The sequence below is a fragment of the Serratia sp. AR11 genome (assembly GCF_056376275.1).
Genome location: NZ_CM150739.1, coordinates 3,393,448 through 3,415,330, shown reverse-complemented (window position 1 = coordinate 3,415,330; position 21,883 = coordinate 3,393,448). Strand labels below are relative to the sequence as shown.

Genomic DNA, 21,883 nt, shown 5'->3' with positions numbered 1-21,883 from the left:
TAGTAAGTGTCGGAATGACAATCATGACCCTATCCATACAATCCCTCGCCAGCATCGCTATTGAACTGCAAAGCGGCCTGACGCAACGCGACCGCTTTCAACGTTTGATCAATAGCTTGCGTAGCCTGCTGCGTTGCGACGCTTCCGCATTATTACGTTTTGAAGGACAACAGTTCCGCCCATTGGCTATCGACGGGTTGGCCCAGGACGTGCTGGGGCGGCGCTTCGCGCTGGATGCTCATCCACGCCTGGAGGCGATTGCCCGCGCCGGTGGCGTGGTGCGTTTCCCTGCGGACAGCGAATTACCGGATCCTTACGATGGGTTGATCCCAGGTCATGACCAACTGAAGGTTCATGCCTGCATTGGGTTGCCGCTGTTTGCCGAGCAGGATTTAATCGGTGCGCTGACTTTCGACAGTTTGGATCCGATGCAATTCGATCGCTTTAGCGATGAGGAACTGCGGTTAATCAGTGCGCTGGCGGCGGGGGCGCTAAACAATGCGTTATTGGTCGAAGCGCTGGAGCGACAGGCGCTGTCTCCGTTGGCCTCTCCGGGGGGAAGTTCCCCGAGAGAAAATGATGAAATCATCGGGCTTTCGTCGGTGATGCAGCAGCTCAAGCAGGAAATCAGCATCGTTGCCGGTTCCGAGCTCAACGTATTGATCACCGGAGAGACCGGCGTCGGGAAAGAGCTGGTAGTGCGGGCGATCCATCAGGGATCGGCGCGGGCGGCCAATCCGCTGGTCTATCTAAACTGCGCCGCGCTGCCGGAAAGCGTGGCGGAAAGTGAGCTGTTCGGCCATGTCAAAGGCGCATTTACCGGTGCCATTCAGCACCGCGCCGGAAAATTTGAAATGGCGGATAATGGCACCCTGTTCCTCGATGAGATTGGCGAGCTGTCGTTATCGTTACAGGCCAAGTTGCTAAGGGTGATCCAATACGGTGACCTCCAGCGGGTGGGGGATGACCGGGTCAAGCGCGTTAACGTGCGCATTTTGGCGGCCACCAATCGTGACCTGAAACAGGCTGCGGTGGATGGGGCATTCCGCCTGGATTTATACCATCGGCTGAGCGTGTTCCCACTTGCCGTGCCGCCATTGCGTGAACGGGTCAGCGACATTGCCCTGCTGGCGGGGTACTTTTGCGAACGCTGCCGCATCAAACTGGGCTTGATGCAGTTAACGCTCTCGGTACAGGCGTTATCCGCGCTAGAACAGTATTCATGGCCGGGGAATATTCGCGAACTGGAACATTCGATCTATCGGGCGGCGATTTTAGCCCGCGCCGAGCAAAGCAGCAGCGAGCTACAACTGTTACCGGCGCATTTCACTATCAAGGCTGGAGCCTTGCCGACCAGGATCATAGATGACGCCCTGCCGGAGAGTGCTATTGGGGTGAGTCTTGCCACACTGACGCAGCATTTCCAGCGCAGCGTGATTGAGAAAACCCTGGTGGAATGCGAGATGAACTGGGCCGCCACGGCACGTAAGCTGGAGTTGGACAGCGGTAACTTGCACCGGCTGGCCAAGCGATTGAATATTAAATAAACGTACTTTTTATAAAATTCACTTATTTATTTTTTCTCAAAAAAATCAAAGATTTTTAAGGAAATGGTGACAAAAGCGTAAAAGGTGGCGAGAGTAATGACAAATGTGGAGGCCCCGAAGGGAGCGGAGAAACCTAAAGCAGAAGTCTCGCCCCTGATACCGCTAAGAAAAGGGGCCGTGGCAATGATTGCCAAGAAGATAATTACGGGTCTAATTATTTTCCTCATTTATGTCACTCCATTAATTTATTCATCGTTAAAATCAACCGCCCACGCATACTCTCATATGTGGGGCGGTTTTATCTATGATGTTTTGAAAACCATGCAGATGACTTTATATATAAAAATAATCATGGCAAGTGAAAAGAACACGGCAACGATGAATTTTGATATTTTTTCTGGCGCAGAGTAAAGATAATCAACGCCGATGCCTGCACCCGCTAATAAAACAGAGGATAAAACCATCCCAATCAACACTGATATTGTCCAGCATGCTCTTTTCATGAGGTATGTATTAATTACTTAAGTGAAACTTCGGGTCTGGCAGTGCTATATCAATAGTTTTCATCATCAACTCCACTTGAAAGTGTAATTTATTGTTATATTCATCTTTGAAAGGGATGGTTAATTTTTAACGCACAACTATTTTTATATCAAGAGTTATTTCACTCATGTGATGAAAAACTTTAATTCATTAGTGACGGCATTAAATTTCTCAGGTAAATAGTTTTATTAAACACATATTAATAAATTATATTTAAACCCGAGCGGTATTGCCGCCCGGGGGACTATCAGCCTGCTAAATCAAATGGGTCATCAATGGATTTTGCCGGAGGGGTAAACCAGCGTGCGCCTTCGTGGGTGACGTAAAAATGATCTTCAAGGCGGATGCCAAACTCACCCGGCAGGCACAGCATGGGTTCGATGCTGGCGCACATGCCGACATCGAGCGGTTGCTGCTGTTTGCGGATCAGATACGGGGCTTCATGAATATCCAGCCCAATACCGTGCCCGGTGCGATGCGGCAGGCCCGGCAGCTGATAGTCCGGCCCAAATCCATAAGAAACCAGCACATCGCGCGCCGCGTCATCCACTTTATGGCAGGGCACACCGGGCGCGATAACGGCAAAAGCGGCGGCCTGCGCCTCATGCTCCGCCTGCCAGGCGAAACGTTGCCGTTCGTTGGCTTCGCCGTACACATAGGTACGGGTGATATCGGACAGGTAACCCTTATAGCGGCAGCCGGTATCGAGCAGCACGATATCGTTGTTTTGCAGCGGGTTGGGTTGCTTCACGCCATGTGGGAATGCGCTATCGGATCCGAACAGTGCAATACAGAAGTACGAGCCGCTGGTGCCCATTTTACGGTGGGCTTTATCGACGAAGTCGATCAGTTCGCTGGCGGTGATGCCAGGGCGCAATATGCTGGCCGCAGCCTGCTGCACCCGCAGTGTAATATTATTGGCGGTTTGCATCAGCGCGATTTCCGTCACCGATTTACGGCTGCGGCAATGACCGGTGATCGGCTGGGCACTGATCAGCCTGATATCGCCGGCATATTGTTGCAGGCCGAGGAACAGGGTGACCGAAGCCGTTTCGCAAATTGCCACCTGGCGTGCGCCCGTTAGCCCGCGAGAGGCCAGTACGGTGAAGAACAACCGGTAAGGATCTTCTTCCTCATGCCAGCTAAAAATTTCTGCTTCTATCACCTGTGCGTCTTTGAAGGTGCCAATTTCAAACCAGGGGGCAATATAGGCGATTTCGCCTTCGGCTGGGATCACCGCGCCGACCATGCGTTCACTCGCCGACCATTGAGTACCGGTAAAATAGCGCAGATTACTGCCGGCGTTGACATAGCAAGCGTCGATACCGTTTTCGCGCATCAGGCGCTGCGCATGCTGAATGCGTTGCCGATACTCATCGCCGGCGATTTCAGGCGGATTGTCCGTCAACGGTTGCAACTGTTCCAGGGCCTGTTGCGCCGTGCAACCGCCAATGCCTGTAGCCATGCTTCTCTCCTCGCGTAGTGTCAAATGTCAGGGCCGATACTCCTGCGCCCTAAACCTTCATCATAAGTAAACCACAGCAACAAAACTTGGCTTTATTAGATAAGAAAGTTGTCGATTACGGCACAGTTTCTTGCCTGGCATTCTGATGTGCCAGAGCGCCGACAAATTTTGCTGAAAATGGTGAGTTTAGCGAAATAAAAATTATATTCGGTCATTATTTTATCGCTAACTGGTTATATTATCTAGATAATGCAATAACGCATCAATGTGATGCAAAAACGCTCTTGCTAATATCCATTAGCATTGCTAATTCTTAATGCCCATCGTATTAAATAAATTTATAAACTTTGGAGAGCATATTTAGCATGGCGAAACTTAATCTTTGGGCGTGCTTTCACTTCCTCGGATTATTGTGTGTAAATAATTAAATTATTATCTCTATTGTGCGCACTTAATCTAATAGGTGGGTGGATGTATTCTGACGAATATATTTAATTGCCTGGGTATAAGCGATATTTTAACGAGAGTCCTTATGGAAACAAATGCCGTTGAGTCTAAATTCAGTTTTGGCTCCTATACCCGATTACTGTCCGGCCCCGGACATGCCGCGCTTTCGTTGTTTGGTTTATTGCTGCGCTTTCCCGTGGCGATGCGATCTATTAGCTGCATTATGCTGCTTTCTGCCACGACCAATTCACTGTGGATAGCAGGTACCGTCGCCGGAACCTTAATGATTACCCAGGCTTTGGCCAGCCCGATACTGGGGGGCTTTGCTGACCGATTCAGCCAGCGAAAAGTGCTTATTGTCACCAGTTGCTGTCACGTTATCGCCATAACTTTGCTGATCGCCCTGGTGTTTCTTGATGCCCATTTATGGCTAATTATGGCCGCGGCTATTGGTATTGGTTGTTCATCAGTACCGGTTGATGGCTTTATTCGTACCCGTTGGGCGGCGATGGTCACCGATGAGGCTCTGCGAACCGCCTATGCTTTAGAAACCGTACTCGACGAGATTATTTTCTTGTTGGGGCCATTGGTTGCCATTGTGTTAGCCACGGTATTGCACCCCGCTGCGGGGTTGGCTTTATGTGCCGCATTCACCTTCAGTGGGTCGATGGCGTTGGTACTGCATCGGCGTTCAGAGCCGGTTATTGTGCAGAAGGTTGACGAAAAAAACCGCAGGGCTATTAGCATGATATGGGTGCGTAGCCTGATGGTTTCCTATGCGGCGGTGGGCATATTCCTTGGCTCGATCGATGTCATGATGATCGCCTTTGCCAAAGAGGTGGGCAATCCCACTCTCGCCGGAGTGCTGTTGTCTATTTGCGCCGGGGGCAGCCTGGTCGGGGGGCTCTGCTATGGTGCGATGAACTGGTCTATACCGCAGCCACGGCTGCTGTTGCTCACTTCCGCCACGCTTTTCGCTGGCACCGTTCCCCTGGTTTTCACCAGTTCCCCGTTGGTTATGGGCTTGTCTGCGTTTATCGCCGGTTTATCGGTGGCGCCGTTATTAATTACCTGCAGTAACCTGCTGGAATCATTAACCCCGAAAGGCTGTTTATCCGAAGGCTTTTCCTGGCTTTCAAGCGCCGGGTGGCTGGGTTTTTCCTTCGGTGTCTCGGTGGGCGGGCAACTTTCAGATCAAACCGGGGCTGCCCAGGTCGCCTGGATCGCTCTGGCCGCCGGCATGCTCGCCTTATTAGCCAGTCTGTTCAGCCAATCACTACTCAGTAAGAAATCAATGCCAAGCCCCATTTAAGCCAAGGGATTCTCTCACTCTTATTACCGAGACAGGAAAACGGCCATCGTGAACCAGTTAACCACGGGTATGCCCGTTCCACGTATTAGCTTTAATGAATTTGTCGCTATGGGAGTGGAGGCTATTTTCCGAGCCGACGTTCCTGTGATTATTACTGATTTACCGCTTGATGCCAGCAATAGTGCTAATGACCTTATTGCTCAACGGTTAGGTGATGACAATGTCACATTATTCCGGGAGGCGAGTAATAAGGAAAATACCGAGCGATGGCAGACCACGAAAATTCAACTTCGTGGTTTTTTGGAAAATGAACAATACCAGCGAGACAACAGCACCTGGTACCGGGTGGTTTCCAATATTATGCACCGGCCAGAAGATATCAATACTCTTCTCGGCTTTGATGCGTTTTCGCTACTGGCTTCCCGTCGTGGTCTGAATGCGGCCAATTTATGGATAAGTTACCACGGTGTATTTACCCAAAGTCACTTCGACGAACTCGAGAACTTTAATATCGCCCTGCAGGGAAGAAAACGATTCATTCTTTACCCACCCGGCCGACGCGATTATTACCCGCGTTCTATCCTAAAGGGATTTGGCGACAAATCGCAGGCCTTCGATTTTAACAATATTGACCCACAGCGTTTTCCACGGTTGGCAGCGAAATCTACGCAGCGCCGCGATTTTATTCTGGAGCCCGGTGAAATGCTGTATTTGCCGCTGGGCTGGTGGCATCAGGCCGAATCGTTAGACGACCTGAATATCAACGTTAACTTTTGGCTGTGGGATCTGAAAATCCTTCGCAGGCCTTATGTTTTGTATTCCGCGCTCTACACGGCTGCCTACCGTAAGTTCAAAGGCATATATAACTATCAACCCGAACCTGCCAAGAAGGAAGGAATTTGATGACCAGCCGCAAGAAGATCATGCCAACCAACCAATATCGCAACAACGACAAAGCTATCGGTATTGGTAATCCCTTCTGGGATATGTCAGAGCAGAACGGACTCGCAGGGATCGTCGCCGGACTCGAAAACGATCTCCTGTCCACCCCGAGTGGTCATCAATTTGTCAATTTTAGCTGCTGTTCTTACCTGAATCTGGACTCCCATCCCAGGGTGATAGAAGGGGCTATCGACGCGGTACGTCGTTACGGCGTGCTGGATCACTGCATCGCCCGTAGCCGGGTCCAGCTTCCGGTGCTCAAAGAGCTGGAGGAATCGCTCGGTGAACTGTTCCAGGCCGATGTTCTCAGTGGCGTGTCGGCCAGCAGCATCAGTGGGGGACTGTTACCGCTGATCGCCTCCGGGCATTTGGGTAACGGTGTTCGGCCGTTAATGATCTTCGATAAACATGCTCATGTGTCTTTGGCGGCGGCAAAACCCGCCTGTGCCGATGAAACCGAGGTCGTCACCTGCAATTACCACGATCTGGAGTTCATCAAGGACTGCTGCAAGAAATACCAACGGGTCTGCTACGTGGTTGACGGCAGCGATAGCCTGGGTGGCTATGCGCCGGTTAAAGAGTTGGCCGAACTGCAGGACAAATACGGCCTGATGGTGTTCTACGATGATTCACATTCTATTTCCGCCTATGGCGAACGTGGGATTGGTTACGTTCGCTCACACAGCCCGGCGCTCAATGAGAACACCGTTATGGTGGTCACGCTCAACAAGGCTTTCGGCACCAGCGGGGCGGCGATACTGCTCAACGGCTATTCACAGCCGATGTTGCGCCTGGTCGAGCGCTTTGGCGGCGGACTCAACTATTCGCAAAATCTGAACACGGCGGCCATCGGTGCCAGCCTGGCCTCTGCCGAAATTCACCGCACGGCAGAGCTGCCGATGCTGCAAAAGAAATTGTACGACAACATTGCGCTGTTCGATTCCCTGATCCCGACCGAGCAGAGCGGCAACGCCTACCCAATCCGACTGGTGCCGATGAGCGATGAAACGGTGATCAGCGAAGGGCGTCAGGTGATTGAAGCCGGTTTCTATGTCTCACCGGTATTCTTCCCGATCGTCGCCAAAGGCACTGCCGGTCTGCGGGTCATGATGCGTGCCGGACAAACAGAAGATCAAATTCGCCGTTTGTGCAAAATACTGGCTGAAGTAAGGGCTCCCCAATGACGGATAACACACGCGCCATTCCACGCAGCATTTTGTATACGCCCGCCTTGTCGCTCAACCGGGTAGTCAAGGCGCTGACTTATGATGCCGATGTCCACCTGATCGATCTGGAAGATTCGGTTCCCGGCCCGTCGAAGGCAGAAGGGCGGATTATCTGCCGCACCGCTCTTGATAATGCCCCTCCGTCGGCGAATATTGCCGTGCGCATCAACGCGCTGGGTACGGTGGATGCGCTGCATGACCTGGTGATGCTCTGTGGCGGCGGCACCGCGCCGGGGTTTATTGTCATGTCGATGGTCAGGTCACCTGCCGAGGTGGTTTTTCTGCGTGAGACTTTTGCCTCTGCGGGCAAGTACCCGGAGATTTACCTGACGATAGAGACCGTTGAAGCCATTACCGATCTCGATGATGTCGCGGCCGTAGCCGATGGCCTGATTTTTGGCTCTGCGGATCTGGCGGCCACGCTGGGCGTACCCATCACCTGGTCGGGAATGCTGGCGGCACGTCAGGCGATGGTTCTGGCCAGTGCCAGACACGGCATTGGTTGCATTGATACCGCCAACTATCGTCTTTCTGAACCCGAGGTGCTGGCTCACGAAATCCAGAACATCAGGGATCTGGGCTTCCACGGTAAAGCTACCGTGCACCCCAGTGAACTTGAGCCGATCAATTCAGCGTTACGGCCTAATGAGGGGGCGTTATTGGCGGCGCGCCGCATCACCGAGGCGGTCAAGGCTGCGCAAGGGGGCATTGCCTTGCTCGATGGTCATATGGTGGGGCCACCCTTCGCCCGCATGGCCCATACCACCCTGGGATTAGGCCAGGCCTGGGCTGCTCGTTTTAACAGGAGCAACTCATGACGCTCTCCGTTGCCGTGATAGGGACCGGCGCCATAGGGATGGATCTGGTCAATAAAATATATCGCTCATCCTGGCTGCATTGTGGGCTGGTGGCAGGGCGCAACAAGGACTCGGCCGGTTTGGCGATTGCCACTGAGCTGGGTTGCCCGATCAGTGCCGGCGGTATCGACGCCATTCTGGCTGCCCCCAAGCCATTCGATGTGGTGTTCGACGCCACCAACGCCATGTCACATGTCAAACACTGGGAGTTGCTACGCCCGCTGGGTACGTTGCTGATCGACCTGACTCCCAGCCACCTGGGGAAAATGATCGTCCCCACGGTGACCGGTACCGAAGCCCTGACCGATCGCAATGTCAGTTTGATCAGTTGCGGTGGGCAGGCGTCGATCCCGATCCTGCATGCCCTGAGCCGACATTTCCAAATTAACGACATCGAGGTGGTGGCGACCGTAGCCAGCAATATTTTGGGGCGGGCGACCAGAGTCAACATCGATGAATACGTAGAAACCACGCAGATTGCGCTCAGCGCTTTCACCGGCGTGGCAAATACCAAGGCGATCCTCAATATCAGCCCGGCCACTCCGCCAGCCATGTTCAGGGTCACTATATTTGCCGATATTCCCGGCGTGACGGCAGAACAGATAACCCCGGTGGTCACTGCGGCGGCGGCGGCGGTGCGGGAGTTTTCGGCGGGTTATCGGTTAACGGCGCTCAAGGTGACCGAAGGGCGAGCGTCAATCTCGCTGGAGGTGACTGCCAGCAGCAAGGTGATGCCTGAATACGCGGGCAACCTGGACCTGATTAATTCCGCTGCCATTCTGGTTGCCGAACAGTATGCGCACTATCGAAATAAAGCGGAGGTGGCCAATGACTATTCTCATTAACGATTCAACCCTGCGCGATGGTCAGCATGCGGTAAAACACCAACTCACTGCGGCGCAGTTGCGAAGCTACGCCACGGCGGCAGACAAAACCGGCGTGGCGATGGTTGAAGTCGGCCACGGTAACGGGCTGGGAGCTTCCTCCTATCAGGTGGGGCGTGCGGCATTGAGTGACGAAGAGATGCTGACCACCGTTCGCGAGTCTTTGCAAAACAGCAAGATGGCGGTGTTTATGTTGCCCGGTTGGGGCACCATCGCCGACTTGACCAAAGCTCTGGCTTACGGCACGGATGTGGTGCGCATTGGTACCCATTGTACCGAGGCGACGCTGGCCGAACGCCATCTGGGTTGGCTGCGGGAACAGGGCGCGGAGGCTCATGCGGTGCTGATGATGAGCCATATGGCCACCCCGGCCGAGTTAGCTGACCAGGCGGAGTTATTGGTGGGTTACGGCGCCCAGGCGGTCGGCATTATGGATTCGGCCGGCAGTCTATTGCCGCAGGATGTCACCGCACGTATTACGGCCATGCGCATGCAGGTAGAGGTGCCGCTGATTTTCCACGCGCATAACAACCTGGGCATGGCGGTGGCGAATTCGCTGGCCGCCGTTAAGGCGGGCGCCGGCATTATTGACGGCTGCGCTCGTGGGTTTGGTGCCGGGGCGGGCAATACCCAACTGGAAGTGCTGATCCCGGTATTGGAGCGCCTGGGTTTCAACACCGGCATCGACCTTTATCATTTTCTGGATGCCGCCGATCTCGCCGCCAGGGAGTTAATGGTGGTTCCGCCGATGATCGACTCTCTGGGCATCGTCAGCGGTCTGGCCGGTGTCTTCTCCGGCTTCAAAAGCCCGGTGCTAAACCATGCAGGCAGCGCCGGGGTGGATGCGCGCGATGTCTTCTTCGAACTGGGACGACGACAAATTATTGCCGGGCAGGAAGACCTGATCGTTGAGGTTGTCGCCGAGCTGAAGAGGGCGGCCTCATGACCATGTTAATCATCGACGCCGCTGAAATGGCAGGGGGCGATCGTCTGCGACAGGTGATGATCACCCTGAGTGACGTGTTCCAGGATTTACGCAGCGGTAAAGAACAATCACCGCCGCGCACCTTACTGGACCATGGCCGTTCAGAGATGCTGGTCAGCCCGGCCAGCTGGCTGAAACGCGGTGTCGCCAGCGTCAAAATCACCACGCTCACGCCGGGTAACTCCGCCCACGGGCTGCCACTGATCCACGGTGTGGTGGTACTGACCGACATCAATACCGGCCAGATGCTGGCATTACTTGACGGCGCAAGCTTAACGGCAGTACGCACCGGCGCAGTGGCCGGTTTGGCGACCGACCTGTGTGCTAATGCCGATGCCGGCAACCTGGCCATTTTGGGGGCCGGGGTACAGGCCCGGGCAGTGCTGCTGGCAATGCTTGCCGTTCGCCCGATCCACAAGGTGCGAATCTTTTCCCGCACGCCGGCCAGAACCGAACGGTTCGTGCAGTGGGCGCGAACCGTTACGACGGCAGCGATTGCCATTTGCCATAGCGTGTTCGAAGCCGTGCAGGGGGCGGATATCATCTGCACCACCACCTCAACCTCATCTTCCCAACCCTTGATTGAGGCCGATTGGGTAACGCCGGGGGCGCATTTGAATATTATCGGCGGCACCCATGAAGAGGCTATTGAGGTTGATTCTGCCTTGCTGAAAACGGCGTTTGTGGTGGTGGAAACCGCCGCTGCCGCCAGGGAGGACGCTGGAGAGGTGCGAACCGCCCTCACGCAGGGTTATCTCCAGCCTGAAGATCTTAATGAACTTGGCGCTGTCATTCTTGGCGAGTCTGCTGCGGGCGAAGGGCAGACAACCTTGTTTCGCAGTGTGGGGCTGGCGATTGAAGACACGGCCGCCGCGATCGCACTCTATCCATCCACAGAGAAGAGACCATGCTAAGACGAGTTGGCGAAAATGAGTACGTTGAAGAACACGGTGGCGACTACGAGGACTTCGAGCCTGGCATGACTATCAAACACTGGCCGGGGCGCACGCTTTCTGAAGCCGACAACACCTGGCTAACCTTGCTGACCATGAATCAGCATCCGTTGCATTTCGATCAGGCCTACGGCGCTCAGGTTGAATATGGCCGGGTATTGGTGAACAGCAGCATTACCCTGGCGTTGGTCAGCGGCATGACCGTGCAAGCCTTGTCCGCCAGAGCCGTGGCTAATTTGGGGTGGGAAAAAGTGCGTTTGAAAGATCCGCTTTTTGTCGGTGATACGCTGTATGCCACCAGCAAAATCCTGGCAAAACGGCCTTCAAAATCCCAGCCGAACAAAGGCATTGTCACGGTTGAAACCCTGGGTATCAAATCCACCGGCGAGACGGTGATTACTTTTGAGCGGTCGTTTATGGTTCTGAGACGGGATTATATTGCCGCCCAATCTTCGTCCGCGCAGGATTAAATGCCTGGCTCATCCCCGTTGATCACCGCAGCGGGGATGAGCAGAAAAAACCATGAAATGAAAGCGCTGTTACCCAGCCTGAGATCTGCGTGGCAACTCTGGTTGATAGTCCTTCAGGGCTGGGGGTTGTGTACTATGTTTTCTGTTTGCAGCACGCTACACGCCGCTTCCGGTCGTGAGCGCAGCGGAGAGAACAGATGAACAAACGGGAATTAGAAAGCGCGATTGTCACCGATTTTTCCAAACGCATGAGCTACGGCGACTATCTGTGCCTGGATCAACTGCTGGACTGCCAACATCCGTTGTCCAACCCGCAGCATCATGATGAGATGCTGTTTGTGGTGCAGCACCAGACCTCCGAACTGTGGATGAAGTTAATGCTGCATGAGTTGCAGGCGGCGCGGATATTGGTGCAGCAGGACAAACTCAGCCACTGTTTCAAAATCCTGGCCCGGGTCAAACAGATCCAGCGTTTGCTGTTTGAGCAATGGGCGGTGCTGGAAACCCTGACACCGTCGGAATACGTTGAATTCCGTGACGTGCTGGGCAACTCATCGGGCTTCCAATCCCATCAGTATCGCTCGATTGAGTTTTTGTTGGGCAACAAGAATGCCGCCATGCTGGCGGTATTCAGCAACGATGCGGATAAACACGCTGCGCTGAAGGCGATCCTCGAGGCACCCAGTCTGTACGATGAATACCTGCTCTACCTGTCACGTCACGGCCTGCCTATTCCGCAGGAGTGCATCGAACGTGACTGGACCCAGCCTTACCAGCGCAACCCGGACCTGCTGCCGGCGTTTAAAGAGATCTACGACCACCCGCAAAAGTATTGGGAAGCCTATGAAATGGCCGAGAAGCTGGTGGATATCGAGGAGAGCTTCCACCTGTGGCGTTTCCGCCATATGAAAACGGTGGAGCGGATTATCGGCTTTAAAACCGGCACCGGCGGTTCCAGCGGTGTCAGCTTCCTGAAAAAGGCGCTGGAATTGACCTTCTTCCCGGAACTGCTGGATGTGCGAACCGAGATTGGTGCCTGAACGGTATCCCGTATTAGTGCGAGGAGAGGGCGATGACGGTAAGAATTGAAAATAAATCAGCGGAAAGAGTGGTGGGTGTGCGAGTGGTCGGGCCTTATCCGCAAACCATCCCTCAGGGCTGCCAACGGCTGATGGCCTGGCAGCAGCAACACCAGGTGCCATTAGGGAAGTGGCTGGTGCTGTACTGGGACGATCCGGCTGAAGTGGCACCCGAGCGACTGCGGGCCGATGTGGTGTTTACCGTGGCGGATGATTTCGTATTGCCGACGTCGGGCAGTGAGGGTTTTGCGTTACAAACCCTGCCCACCGGGCAATATGCGATTTACAACGTGCGCGTCAGCGACGGGGATTTCGAGCGGGTATGGGGTGATTTCTATCAGCGGGAACTGCCGGCCAGCGGCTATCAGCCAGTAGAAGGGGTGAGCTATGAGCACTACCTTAATGACTGCGAGGCGGATGGTTACTTTGACCTGGATATTTACCAGACGGTGAAAAAAGGCTGAGTTTGCGGTGCAGGGAAGGGAAAATGCTGAGGCGTCAGGGAGAGAAAAGGGGCTGAACCCGGCGAATACCGGGCTCAGCTCTCTTATTATCGGCTAGAAGGTACTGGCGATTTCATACATTAACTTCATATGCGCCCTTGAGATATCCGTCGTGCCGCTATCACTGATGACCGAGACATACTGCTGCTCACTGGTTAACAGGATTTTGGCTTGTAACGGCGCGGATCGTTCGTTCAGGGTGGTAAATAACAGAGTTTCAATGCGATCCAGATTCGGATCCGCTCTGCCCCTGGCCTGGTCCGTATAACGTCTGCCCATATAGAGCTCGGCATTACTGCGGCATTTGTCTTCATCCTTGATGATTTTTATCCGTGTTTCGTTAACGAACTCAATCAGCTTGATCCTTGCCTTGGCCGTTCTTTTGGTTGCTTCCAGCAAGTCTTTATTGTCCGTCTGCTGACGCTCGGACAAGGTATTTCTGAGCATCAACAGGCCGGCGCTGACGATACCGGTCGCGCCGATCGTCGTCATGGCATACCGGACATAGATGTTGGTCATCAGCGTGTCTGCTGCCTGAGCGGCGGCGATCGCCGCATAGGTAGCTCCCGCGCCTGATAATGCGCCCACGGCACCTACTGCCTTGGCGGCATAATCATAGTTACTCTTTTGCCTGTCGTCATAGACGTTGCCTCCATAACCCCGCAGCGAGGTTTTATATTTTTGGAAGAAACCAGAGTTCTCTTGCAGAGTGGTATTGTTGCCATTATTTAATAGCCCCATTTCCATCTCGTTGGTGTTATCTTCACCATTGCGCTGGGCATCACTGCTCTGGCGCAATCGTTCGAAACTGGACATGATTGCCCGTTCGGAGTCATTCTCATACTGGTTGAGCGCTGTATTATCCAGCTCATTAACAAAGGCGATAATTATCCGCAGCTCGTCAGCATTGTATACCGAGAGATCGTTGAGCAGATTGTCTATCGCCAGCGTTGGGTCTGCCATAGTGCTGCCCTCGTTTAAATCTCTTTATTCTGTTTAATATCCCAACCGGCTTTGGTTTCTGCACCCTTGGTGCCGCTGGCGCTTTGCTCCCAGTAATGCAGATTGACCTTGGAAGCCTGAAAACGATATTTAACCAGGATATTGTCGGTGTGCCCAACACCGGTAAAGTCCGCCATACTGACCAGGACATCTTCCAGCACGATCCTGGTATATTCGACCTGGGAGCCCCCGGCCTTGCAGATAGAAAGTTCTACTTTGGTTACATGTTTACCGCTGGAGCAAAACTTCAGAATGGCCGGTGTAGATTTATCGATAAGTGCCTGCACCTCCAAATCCTTGAAGTTTACTTTCCCCGTCCCGCCGCCACCGCCTACGGCCATATTGCCAGACTGGGTCGCCCCCCAGTTGAATGACAGAATATCAGTCCAATTTTTGTGATTCGAATCATTAGATTCGCCAGTAACCCCGTCAACCTTCAGAAATGAGTCAATTGCCATTTTGATACCTATATGAAATTGATTAATTTGCATTGGCGAAGCGGATTTATATCCATCAAGGCCAATAAGTGAGGTGATACTTCTGGGCAGTTACAGTATTTGCTAATACGCCCGGAATTAAACTTGAACCAAATATTAATGGTGATTGCAACGGCTATAGATGGGTGTCTCTCCTTTGGTTTTTAGGGTGAGTTTGGTTCTGCAGCGCAGAGAAGTCGCACTACCACAGGTTTTTGGATTTAGGGGTGAATTTACGAACGATCTTTATTAATCAGTTATTGATGAGATAGGGTGGTCATCTATTCTTATAATGTATTGAATATTAAGGAATTAATGGGTATCCACTTGGCTTTGCTCGGTCATGGTGATTATATGTTTATAAAATAATCATTTGTCTAAATAATGCCATGCTAAAGATTCAAGCCTTTTTTAGAGGCTTGAATCTGCTGATGCATTTATTAATGCGATGAGGTTTTCCCTATTTCTTTAAAAATCCTCTTCGGGAGCCATATGAAATAATTCTTCAGCAAGATTAGATATTCTCTCTTGTTGGACGAGCTTGTCAAGCCATGGTTTTGGGATGTTTGAATATCCATATAGTGCTCCTGCTATTTGTCCAGTTGTAGCGGCTACACTATCAGCATCATCACCCAGGTTTGCTGCAAGTAAAATAGCATCGTGGAAGTTATCGGTATTCCACACAGCCCACATTGCTGCTTCTAAAGTGTCTATTACATACCCACTTGAACGAATTTCGTCACGTTTTTTTTCCTTGTATTCGCCAGCATTTATTAATAGGACTCTAACTGGAAGTGGCATGACGTGTGGTGAGAACGCTTTCTCTCTGCTGCTTCCATTAATTAGATGATTTAGTATAAAACCTAAAAATTGGCAGCTGGCCATAGATTCAGGTGCACAGTGGGTCGCCATGCTTTGTGAGTCTGAGTCTGCAAATGTTCGTTGTAGTGATTTCCTTCTGAAAATTGATGTGGGGGCCTGTCGTATTATTGCAGCATTACCAGCAGTTTCAGGCTCTGTATTCCCAAACCAACTCGCTCCGTGTTTTAAATATTGCTCCAAAGCATTCCTGGTTGTATTTCCTATATCAAAGCATCGTCCGTTTGAGCTATTTTCTCCGTGGCGATACCAGCGAACTAATTTTTCGCGGAATAAAGTAATATCTAAACGGCCTGCGGAAATATAACTCTCTGCCAAACAAAGAGCCATTGAGGTATCGTCTGTCCACTCGCCTGGTTGTAACCTGAATGGGCCGCCACCCACCATATCGTTAACATGAAGCTTATCTCGAGGAAGAAACTCAAGAGTGGTGCCAATAGCATCTCCTATAGCTAAACCGACTAAAGCACCTTTGGCTTTATCTAGTGATTCGCTTTCTGGAATTAAGCAGGGAGGTGTATTGAGCCATTCTGGTTTGCTATTCTGCTCTTCTCCAGATGTAGGCAAATTGGGCTTTAAAGGATCATATTCCATTCTCAATTGTAGCTCGCGTGAGTTCTTTGGGGATAACCCCTTGTAACGTTGAGCATAAAGTTGCAATGTCCAAGTGTCTTCACGTAAGTCGATCATGGAATTTCCCTGTATAGAAGATGTGTTGTGCCATTTTGCTCTATGCGATTAATAACTTCAAACCGAGTATTCGGAGGATATAGAACCTCTGCTTCGTTTTTATACTTTGACAAAAAGTCAATTTGTTTACCTGAGTTTCCTCGTACCGAGATGCTAACGTCACCGTCAAAAGGAGTTTTTGCCGACGTACTCATGAAACCGCCATCTGAAACGGTGCCGCCAATCTGATTTTGTTCCAAAATATGTGCTGGTAATGTCGTTCCGCGATATGTCTCCCCGTTGTAAGCAGGCAACTTATTGAGCCCATCAGTTACATGTCCAGTAAAAGCCTCAAGTTCTGGAGTCAATGGTGTTTGTCCTCGTAATGCTGGATTTAATGCTGTGTAGCCTTCATTAGTCGTATAACCGTAAATGGCGCCTATTTGGTCATCAGTGAGCAAGGTTGACAACTGAGCGTTATTCTTTTCAGCATTGGCCCTTGCCGTTTGTGTCCACACCTTCGCTTGTTCTTGGCCTACAGCCTCTGCCAGAGTCATACGGGGCGGAGAAATGGGGTCTACTTTTGTAGTGACCCGAGGTGGAGGTTCGACGATTTTCGTATTACGCCAAGCATCAAACTTGGCACCGCCTTTGCCACCGGCAAATCCGCCGACGAATCCTCCCGCCAGCATTGACCATTTCTGACCATCACTGCCTTCACCGAAGAAAGCCCCGCCAATTAAACTGCCTGCGAAACCGCCTCCCAATCCGCCCAGCGTCCCCAGTATCGCTATGGCAGGGGTGGCGAGCACGGCAGCGGCACCGGCACCCGCCGCAAGCAGCGTCCAGTTAACCCAGTCGGGGATCTCTGGTTCAATATCATCCGTTTGCTCTTTTTCTCCGCCAATAATGACGTTAGGTGAACCGGTGTGAATTTCGGCGCTACATGCCAGCAAATCATTGATACGGGCCGCAGGGAAATCATTGATATAGACTTTGGCTGAGCCTTGAGCAACGACCTTTTTGGCCGGGCCATCTTCACTGCATTCTCCTGTTGAGATATGCGCGCGTATGGCAGGTCTACCATTGATGTAGACATTCGGCGAGCCATCGGCAAGTACCCCGGTGACATGGCGAGGTGCCCAGGACATGCTGCCCAGCACTTCACCAAGCCCGCCTCCGGCAGAAGCGCCTGCAACTACGGCGGCGACAGCGACCGCCGCCGTGCCACCAGTAACGGCGATTAGTGCGGCACCGACAATCGCGCCGCCAATCAAACCGGCGATCATCCAGCCTTCGGACGCAGTGTGGGCTATTTCATCCAACTCGCGCGCTGCACTAAGCTCACTCATGAGTTAAGGCTCCCTGGCGGTCCGAAGATACTCCGCAATTTGCTCGGGATTGCTTAGTTCTTGTGGCCCATTCACAGAACGGCAGAGCAACAGTATCGATGAAAGATGCTGGCTGTTTTGGACAGAGGATGTCCATAACGCATAACGAGTAAATTCCGCTGAGCTATTGGTAGACACTGGCGCAATATGCAACGGCTCACCCAGTGAGTGGTAAAACAGGTAGCTGCCGTTTAATGCTCTTTTCAGGTCGATATGTTGATAAAGTTCGCTGATGGCCGTGAATACGGAAAGTTCTTTACTGTCGGTGTCAAATACAAAAAAATTGCCAACGGAATCGGTTGCAAGCATTACGGGAACATGAGTGTCATTTTCTTTCTCATTAAAAATGATACTGGAAATAATTCCTTTATACTGTCTGTTATAGTAATCATCGAAGCTATTTTGACAGGTGCCAATAAAGCAAACGATCTTTCTGCCTTGTAAATCATCTTTCAGCAGAACGATATTTTGTTTCTGCCAAATAAGTGCCTCTGCAGATTTGAAACGGTAAAAAATCTCTATGGATGGCTGCTGATTTATATCCCCATGAGATGATGATATCAACTCGAACCCTTGAACGGTGGTCTGAAGATCCTGAGTTAACCGCGCAGCAACTTTTTGCAGCGTATCCTCTACCGTTGCATTAGCGCGTGAAACAACAAAGGTAAATTCACTGGCGTTGTTTTCGCTGAGGGTGAAAATGTTCATTGTCCGGTCTTTAAATGCGTCGGGAAGTTCGAAGCTGGCTTCTTGCGTTAAATAATGGCTCATTCAATATCCTATATTACTTTTCTTCCTGTGAGAAAAAACTGTCTATTTGACTTTGAATTGTTTTTTGATGTTCGTCGCCTGGCGCATCGGTTTTCTTCTGGCCACTCGAAGGGTTGAGATTTAGCTTGCCGCTGGATGTGTTAATTTCGCCAGATTGGTCAACGGTAATATTAAAATTAATACCGGTAATATTAATGTCACCATCTTTGGTCAGTTCCAACACGCTTTTGCCACATTCAAGACGAATCGACGTACCAGAGCCAATAACCAATGCGCCGATAACGTTATCTGTACGCGTATGCTCAGTCAGCATGGTTGAGTGGCCTTTAACCGCAATAGTCTGGTCTTCGATAACCCGCTGTTCCTCATTAGCACCAACGAAATGCGTATGGTTCTTATCGATGGTATGGCTCTCATCGTTCTTCACCTGGGTGTCCATGTTGCGTTCCGCCTGGATCCACACCTGTTCCGAACCGGCTTTATCCTCGAAGCGCAGGGCGTTGGCGTTGTCGGCGGTGCCATCCTTGGTGCGGCTCATAAAACCCATCTGGGTTGCGGCGGCCGGCAGTGCCCAGGGCGGCATACTGGCGTCGTTATACACGCGACCGGTCACGATCGGCCGGTCCGGATCGCCATTGATAAAGTCCACCACCACTTCGTCGTTGACGCGAGGGATCTGTACTCCGCCATAACCCTGGCCGGCCCAGGCGCTGGACACGCGCACCCAGCAGGAGCTGCCGTCGTCTTTGGGCCCGAAGCGATCCCAGTGGAATTTCACCTTGATGCGGCCGTATTTGTCGGTCCAGATCGACTCACCGGCCGGGCCGACCACTTTTGCCGTCTGCGGGCCGTGAGTTTTTGGCCAACTGGCCTGTTGCGCCGGGTGCCAGGGAATATCCGCCGGCAGCACGGTGAAATCGATACGGTGTTCGCTGTGCTGATCGTCGCCGCTGGCGTAGCGGTTTTCCTTCAGGTGATATTTGGCCTGCAACGTCAAATATTCCCGGTTGTCGTCCGCATGCGGGGCGTTATACAGCGTGAAGGTGCTGCCGGGGGCAATGCCCAGTGCGGTAGCGGTGCCTTCAATCTGCTGATGCTCGGCCTGCCAGGCTTCCTGACGGATACGGGCGTAGAATTCCCCCTGCTGATGCTCGGTATAGCGGCCCGGCCAGTCGTAAACGTCAATCTGGCCCGGCGTCGGTGAGGCGGGGTTCTGACGGGCCTGGAACAGCCAGGCATTGGGTTTGCGGAAGTCGTAGTCGTCGAGGCTGTAAATACCCGGCGTGACGTGATCGGACAGGGTCCACTGGCTGATGCCTTCTTCGCTGGTACTGCCGCCAGACGGCGTCAGGTGGTAAGGGATCATCTCATAGCCCGGATAGGGCTGATGATGGTGAGGCGCATCGCCCAGCACCAGGGTGTGCTTGTCCATCTCGTGTTTGAAATAGTAATAGATACCCTCCAGCTCCATCAGCCTGCTGATGAAGTTGAAGCTGCTCTCGTTGTACTGCACGCAGTAGCCCCACAGGCGGTAGTCGCCCGTGAGCTGGTCTTCCAACTGAACATTATGTTCGGTCAGCAGGGTTTTGACGATCTGCGGTACCGTCTGTTCCTGGAAGATGCGGAAGTTGCGGTCCTTGGTCATCGGCCACAGATCCGGCTGCACGTGCAGGTTATACACCGCATAACGGGTGCCGCCGATCTCTTCGCTGCTGACGGCGATCGACGTGATCTTGCCGTTCAGGTAACGGGGCGGGCCAAGAAAACCCTGGGTCGGGATCTCCAGCGTCAGGGGTTGGCCCAGCAGCGCTTTGCGGTCGAGGCGGGCGTTTTTGCTCAGCAGTTCGATGGCGAAATCGAAGGGTGAGGAAAGGGCTTCAGTCCCTTCCAGCGAACGGAACAGCAATGACTCCTGGCCCAGTGGCGTATGCGCAATAATACGATCCAACATGAGAACGTCCTCTGTGAATGACGCATGCGTCAATCTCATGAAAATACGGTGAAGGCCCGCGGTGACGGGCCGGAAAAGCGGAGGGTTAGCCTGCGACGACCGGGTTGACCAGCCAGGTGCCGGCGTTCTCGATGCTGAGCTGTTGGCGGCGTAGCTGGTCGTTATGGCGGATTTCCAGCTGATAGCTGCCCGGAGCCAAATTCAGGCGGGCAAAACCGTTGTCACCTGGGGTCACCTGCTGGAGCTTGCCGTCCAGGCTGACCTGCTCACCGGGTTGCAGTTTGAAATACACCAGTGCCACCGGCGGTAGTGCCGGAGGGGTCTGGGCTGCAGGCGGCTGTTCGGCCGTCTGCGGTGCGCTTGGTGGCGGCGTTATGGGTTTATCCACCGCTGCACTGTCTGGCGTATTGGCCGCTATCGGGGCAGGGGCACTGTCGCCGCCGCTTAGCCAGGCGATGACGCCGATCACCAGCAAAGCGGCCACGCCTGCACCTGCCATCATCGGGCGTGTGAGCTTCATGCCGTGCGCGGTAACGGTGCCTGCCGCTGCGGCACCGGCGGCCGGATTGGTGGCCACCAGCAGGTTTTCCGGTGCGGCGGCCGGGGTGCTGATGATTTCGTTTTCATCGGCAATCGGCAGATGCAGCAGTTCGGCCATTTCGTCGATGGTTTGTGGCCGGTCTTCCGGTTTCAACGCCAGTGCATGGTCGATAGTGCGCAGCAGTTCCAGTGAATACCCCGCCGGGCGCTGCTCGGTCAGCGGTTGGTAGCTGTCCTCGATGCTGCGCACCACGCTGACCGGCGGCGGTGAACCGACGATCAGCGTATGCAGCACGGCGCCCAGAGCGTAAATGTCGGTCCAGGGGCCTTGCTCACCGTCGCTGTTCTCGGTGTATTGCTCAATCGGCGCGAAGCCCGGTTTGAGCATGATTTCCGTTTCGTCGGACAGGTTGCCGATCTCTTTGCGCGCTGAGCCGAAGTCCAGCAGCACCGGCAACTGGTTTTCCTGGATCTGAATGTTATCCAGTGAAATGTCGCGGTGCAGGTAACCTTCCTGATGGATGGTGTTGATGGCGCTGAACAGCGGGGGCAACAGTCTGCGGATCCAGGCCTCGTCGATTTTCTCCGGCTGCTGCGCCTGCAGGTTCTTCAGGGTAGTGCCGCTGTAAAACTGGGTGCCCATGTAGGCGGTACCGTTCTCTTCCCAAAAGCGCAGTACGTGCAGCAGCCCTGGATGTGAGAAACGCGCCAGCAGGCGGGCTTCCTGAATAAAGCTGTTTAACCCGGCCTGGAAGGTTTTGCTGAAACGCTCACCGCGTAGCCCGATGCTCAGATCGTCATTGCGCATCGCCAGCGAGGTCGGCATGTACTCTTTGATGGCGATGGTGCGTTCCAGCTGATGATCGTAGGCGCGGTAGACGATGCCGAAACCGCCTTCGCCGATAGCTTCCTTGATCTCGAATTCATTGAACCTATAGCCTATCGGCAGGCTGTTTGAATTCGGTTTGCTTACCCCGGTTCCCGACATAAT

20 protein-coding genes are annotated in these 21,883 nt (G+C 53.0%); 12 read left to right on the top strand and 8 right to left on the bottom strand.

Annotated features, from left to right (window positions below):
* The first annotated feature begins 23 nt into the window (after positions 1-23).
* A complete protein-coding gene (norR, locus tag ACSOSI_RS16085) occupies positions 24-1,547 on the top strand; it encodes a nitric oxide reductase transcriptional regulator NorR (protein WP_476705772.1) in 1,524 nt (507 codons plus the stop codon).
* A gap of 96 nt (positions 1,548-1,643) precedes the next feature.
* A complete protein-coding gene (locus tag ACSOSI_RS16080) occupies positions 1,644-1,958 on the top strand; it encodes a hypothetical protein (protein WP_476705771.1) in 315 nt (104 codons plus the stop codon).
* A gap of 379 nt (positions 1,959-2,337) precedes the next feature.
* On the opposite strand, the gene ACSOSI_RS16075 is transcribed toward ACSOSI_RS16080, so the two are convergent.
* The gene (locus ACSOSI_RS16075) at positions 2,338-3,555 is read right to left on the bottom strand and encodes a M24 family metallopeptidase (RefSeq protein WP_476705770.1); all 1,218 of its coding nucleotides are present in this window, start codon (positions 3,553-3,555) and stop codon (positions 2,338-2,340) included.
* 463 nt (positions 3,556-4,018) lie between these two features.
* Between ACSOSI_RS16075 and ACSOSI_RS16070 the strand changes: the two genes are divergently transcribed.
* From ACSOSI_RS16070 to sbmC, 10 genes are all read left to right on the top strand, one after another.
* Positions 4,019-5,314, top strand: a complete 1,296-nt coding sequence (locus tag ACSOSI_RS16070; RefSeq protein WP_476705769.1) for an MFS transporter — start codon at positions 4,019-4,021, stop codon at positions 5,312-5,314.
* A 48-nt stretch (positions 5,315-5,362) separates the two neighbouring features.
* Positions 5,363-6,217: a cupin-like domain-containing protein gene (locus ACSOSI_RS16065; protein WP_476705768.1), complete on the top strand. Its 855-nt coding sequence runs from the start codon at positions 5,363-5,365 to the stop codon at positions 6,215-6,217.
* Entirely contained in the window at positions 6,217-7,440 is a 1,224-nt protein-coding gene (locus ACSOSI_RS16060; RefSeq protein WP_115184377.1) for an 8-amino-7-oxononanoate synthase family protein, read from the top strand. The genes ACSOSI_RS16065 and ACSOSI_RS16060 overlap by 1 nt, the downstream gene beginning before the upstream one ends.
* Positions 7,437-8,300 carry an HpcH/HpaI aldolase/citrate lyase family protein gene (locus tag ACSOSI_RS16055; RefSeq protein WP_017893274.1) on the top strand — a complete coding sequence of 288 codons (864 nt, stop codon included), beginning with the start codon at positions 7,437-7,439 and terminating at the stop codon, positions 8,298-8,300. Before ACSOSI_RS16060 ends, ACSOSI_RS16055 begins: the two co-directional genes overlap by 4 nt.
* On the top strand, positions 8,297-9,184 hold the full coding sequence (locus ACSOSI_RS16050; protein ID WP_012145748.1) for an acetaldehyde dehydrogenase (acetylating): 888 nt from the start codon (positions 8,297-8,299) through the stop codon (positions 9,182-9,184). The genes ACSOSI_RS16055 and ACSOSI_RS16050 overlap by 4 nt, the downstream gene beginning before the upstream one ends.
* A complete protein-coding gene (dmpG, locus tag ACSOSI_RS16045; protein ID WP_476705767.1) occupies positions 9,168-10,169 on the top strand; it encodes a 4-hydroxy-2-oxovalerate aldolase in 1,002 nt (333 codons plus the stop codon). Before ACSOSI_RS16050 ends, dmpG begins: the two co-directional genes overlap by 17 nt.
* A complete protein-coding gene (locus tag ACSOSI_RS16040) occupies positions 10,166-11,122 on the top strand; it encodes an ornithine cyclodeaminase family protein (protein WP_476705766.1) in 957 nt (318 codons plus the stop codon). Before dmpG ends, ACSOSI_RS16040 begins: the two co-directional genes overlap by 4 nt.
* Complete coding sequence (locus ACSOSI_RS16035; protein WP_012145745.1) at positions 11,116-11,631, top strand: MaoC family dehydratase; 516 nt, start codon at positions 11,116-11,118, stop codon at positions 11,629-11,631. The genes ACSOSI_RS16040 and ACSOSI_RS16035 overlap by 7 nt, the downstream gene beginning before the upstream one ends.
* A gap of 197 nt (positions 11,632-11,828) precedes the next feature.
* Complete coding sequence (kynA, locus tag ACSOSI_RS16030; RefSeq protein WP_012145744.1) at positions 11,829-12,671, top strand: tryptophan 2,3-dioxygenase; 843 nt, start codon at positions 11,829-11,831, stop codon at positions 12,669-12,671.
* 32 nt (positions 12,672-12,703) lie between these two features.
* Positions 12,704-13,174, top strand: coding sequence for a DNA gyrase inhibitor SbmC (gene sbmC / locus ACSOSI_RS16025; RefSeq protein WP_476705765.1), 471 nt, complete (start codon positions 12,704-12,706; stop codon positions 13,172-13,174).
* A 93-nt stretch (positions 13,175-13,267) separates the two neighbouring features.
* Here the strand turns inward: sbmC and ACSOSI_RS16020 are convergent, their stop codons facing one another.
* The 7 genes from ACSOSI_RS16020 to ACSOSI_RS15990 all read right to left on the bottom strand — a co-directional run bounded on the left by ACSOSI_RS16020 (position 13,268) and on the right by ACSOSI_RS15990 (position 21,880).
* Positions 13,268-14,176 carry a hypothetical protein gene (locus ACSOSI_RS16020; protein WP_012145742.1) on the bottom strand — a complete coding sequence of 303 codons (909 nt, stop codon included), beginning with the start codon at positions 14,174-14,176 and terminating at the stop codon, positions 13,268-13,270.
* A gap of 14 nt (positions 14,177-14,190) precedes the next feature.
* Entirely contained in the window at positions 14,191-14,673 is a 483-nt protein-coding gene (locus ACSOSI_RS16015) for an Hcp family type VI secretion system effector (RefSeq protein WP_476705764.1), read from the bottom strand.
* A gap of 486 nt (positions 14,674-15,159) precedes the next feature.
* Positions 15,160-16,260, bottom strand: a complete 1,101-nt coding sequence (tri1, locus tag ACSOSI_RS16010) for an ADP-ribosylarginine hydrolase Tri1 (RefSeq protein WP_476705763.1) — start codon at positions 16,258-16,260, stop codon at positions 15,160-15,162.
* Positions 16,257-17,591 (bottom strand): NAD(+)--protein-arginine ADP-ribosyltransferase Tre1, encoded by a 1,335-nt coding sequence (gene tre1 / locus ACSOSI_RS16005; RefSeq protein ID WP_012145739.1) that lies wholly within the window; start codon positions 17,589-17,591, stop codon positions 16,257-16,259. Before tre1 ends, tri1 begins: the two co-directional genes overlap by 4 nt.
* Before the next feature lie 3 nt (positions 17,592-17,594).
* Complete coding sequence (locus ACSOSI_RS16000) at positions 17,595-18,401, bottom strand: DcrB-related protein (RefSeq protein WP_012145738.1); 807 nt, start codon at positions 18,399-18,401, stop codon at positions 17,595-17,597.
* A gap of 13 nt (positions 18,402-18,414) precedes the next feature.
* The gene (locus ACSOSI_RS15995; RefSeq protein ID WP_012145737.1) at positions 18,415-20,352 is read right to left on the bottom strand and encodes a type VI secretion system Vgr family protein; all 1,938 of its coding nucleotides are present in this window, start codon (positions 20,350-20,352) and stop codon (positions 18,415-18,417) included.
* Between the two features lie 85 nt (positions 20,353-20,437).
* A complete protein-coding gene (locus tag ACSOSI_RS15990) occupies positions 20,438-21,880 on the bottom strand; it encodes a serine/threonine protein kinase (RefSeq protein ID WP_476705762.1) in 1,443 nt (480 codons plus the stop codon).
* Positions 21,881-21,883: the final 3 nt, after the last annotated feature.

Coding starts and splice junctions, on each gene's coding strand:
- norR (WP_476705772.1), top strand. CDS start 24: ATGACCCTATCCATACAATCCCTCGCCAGCATCGCTATTGAACTGCAA.
- ACSOSI_RS16080 (WP_476705771.1), top strand. CDS start 1,644: ATGACAAATGTGGAGGCCCCGAAGGGAGCGGAGAAACCTAAAGCAGAA.
- ACSOSI_RS16075 (WP_476705770.1), bottom strand. CDS start 3,555: ATGGCTACAGGCATTGGCGGTTGCACGGCGCAACAGGCCCTGGAACAG.
- ACSOSI_RS16060 (WP_115184377.1), top strand. CDS start 6,217: ATGACCAGCCGCAAGAAGATCATGCCAACCAACCAATATCGCAACAAC.
- ACSOSI_RS16055 (WP_017893274.1), top strand. CDS start 7,437: ATGACGGATAACACACGCGCCATTCCACGCAGCATTTTGTATACGCCC.
- ACSOSI_RS16050 (WP_012145748.1), top strand. CDS start 8,297: ATGACGCTCTCCGTTGCCGTGATAGGGACCGGCGCCATAGGGATGGAT.
- dmpG (WP_476705767.1), top strand. CDS start 9,168: ATGACTATTCTCATTAACGATTCAACCCTGCGCGATGGTCAGCATGCG.
- ACSOSI_RS16040 (WP_476705766.1), top strand. CDS start 10,166: ATGACCATGTTAATCATCGACGCCGCTGAAATGGCAGGGGGCGATCGT.
- ACSOSI_RS16035 (WP_012145745.1), top strand. CDS start 11,116: ATGCTAAGACGAGTTGGCGAAAATGAGTACGTTGAAGAACACGGTGGC.
- kynA (WP_012145744.1), top strand. CDS start 11,829: ATGAACAAACGGGAATTAGAAAGCGCGATTGTCACCGATTTTTCCAAA.
- sbmC (WP_476705765.1), top strand. CDS start 12,704: ATGACGGTAAGAATTGAAAATAAATCAGCGGAAAGAGTGGTGGGTGTG.
- ACSOSI_RS16020 (WP_012145742.1), bottom strand. CDS start 14,176: ATGGCAGACCCAACGCTGGCGATAGACAATCTGCTCAACGATCTCTCG.
- ACSOSI_RS16015 (WP_476705764.1), bottom strand. CDS start 14,673: ATGGCAATTGACTCATTTCTGAAGGTTGACGGGGTTACTGGCGAATCT.
- tri1 (WP_476705763.1), bottom strand. CDS start 16,260: ATGATCGACTTACGTGAAGACACTTGGACATTGCAACTTTATGCTCAA.
- tre1 (WP_012145739.1), bottom strand. CDS start 17,591: ATGAGTGAGCTTAGTGCAGCGCGCGAGTTGGATGAAATAGCCCACACT.
- ACSOSI_RS16000 (WP_012145738.1), bottom strand. CDS start 18,401: ATGAGCCATTATTTAACGCAAGAAGCCAGCTTCGAACTTCCCGACGCA.
- ACSOSI_RS15995 (WP_012145737.1), bottom strand. CDS start 20,352: ATGTTGGATCGTATTATTGCGCATACGCCACTGGGCCAGGAGTCATTG.
- ACSOSI_RS15990 (WP_476705762.1), bottom strand. CDS start 21,880: ATGTCGGGAACCGGGGTAAGCAAACCGAATTCAAACAGCCTGCCGATA.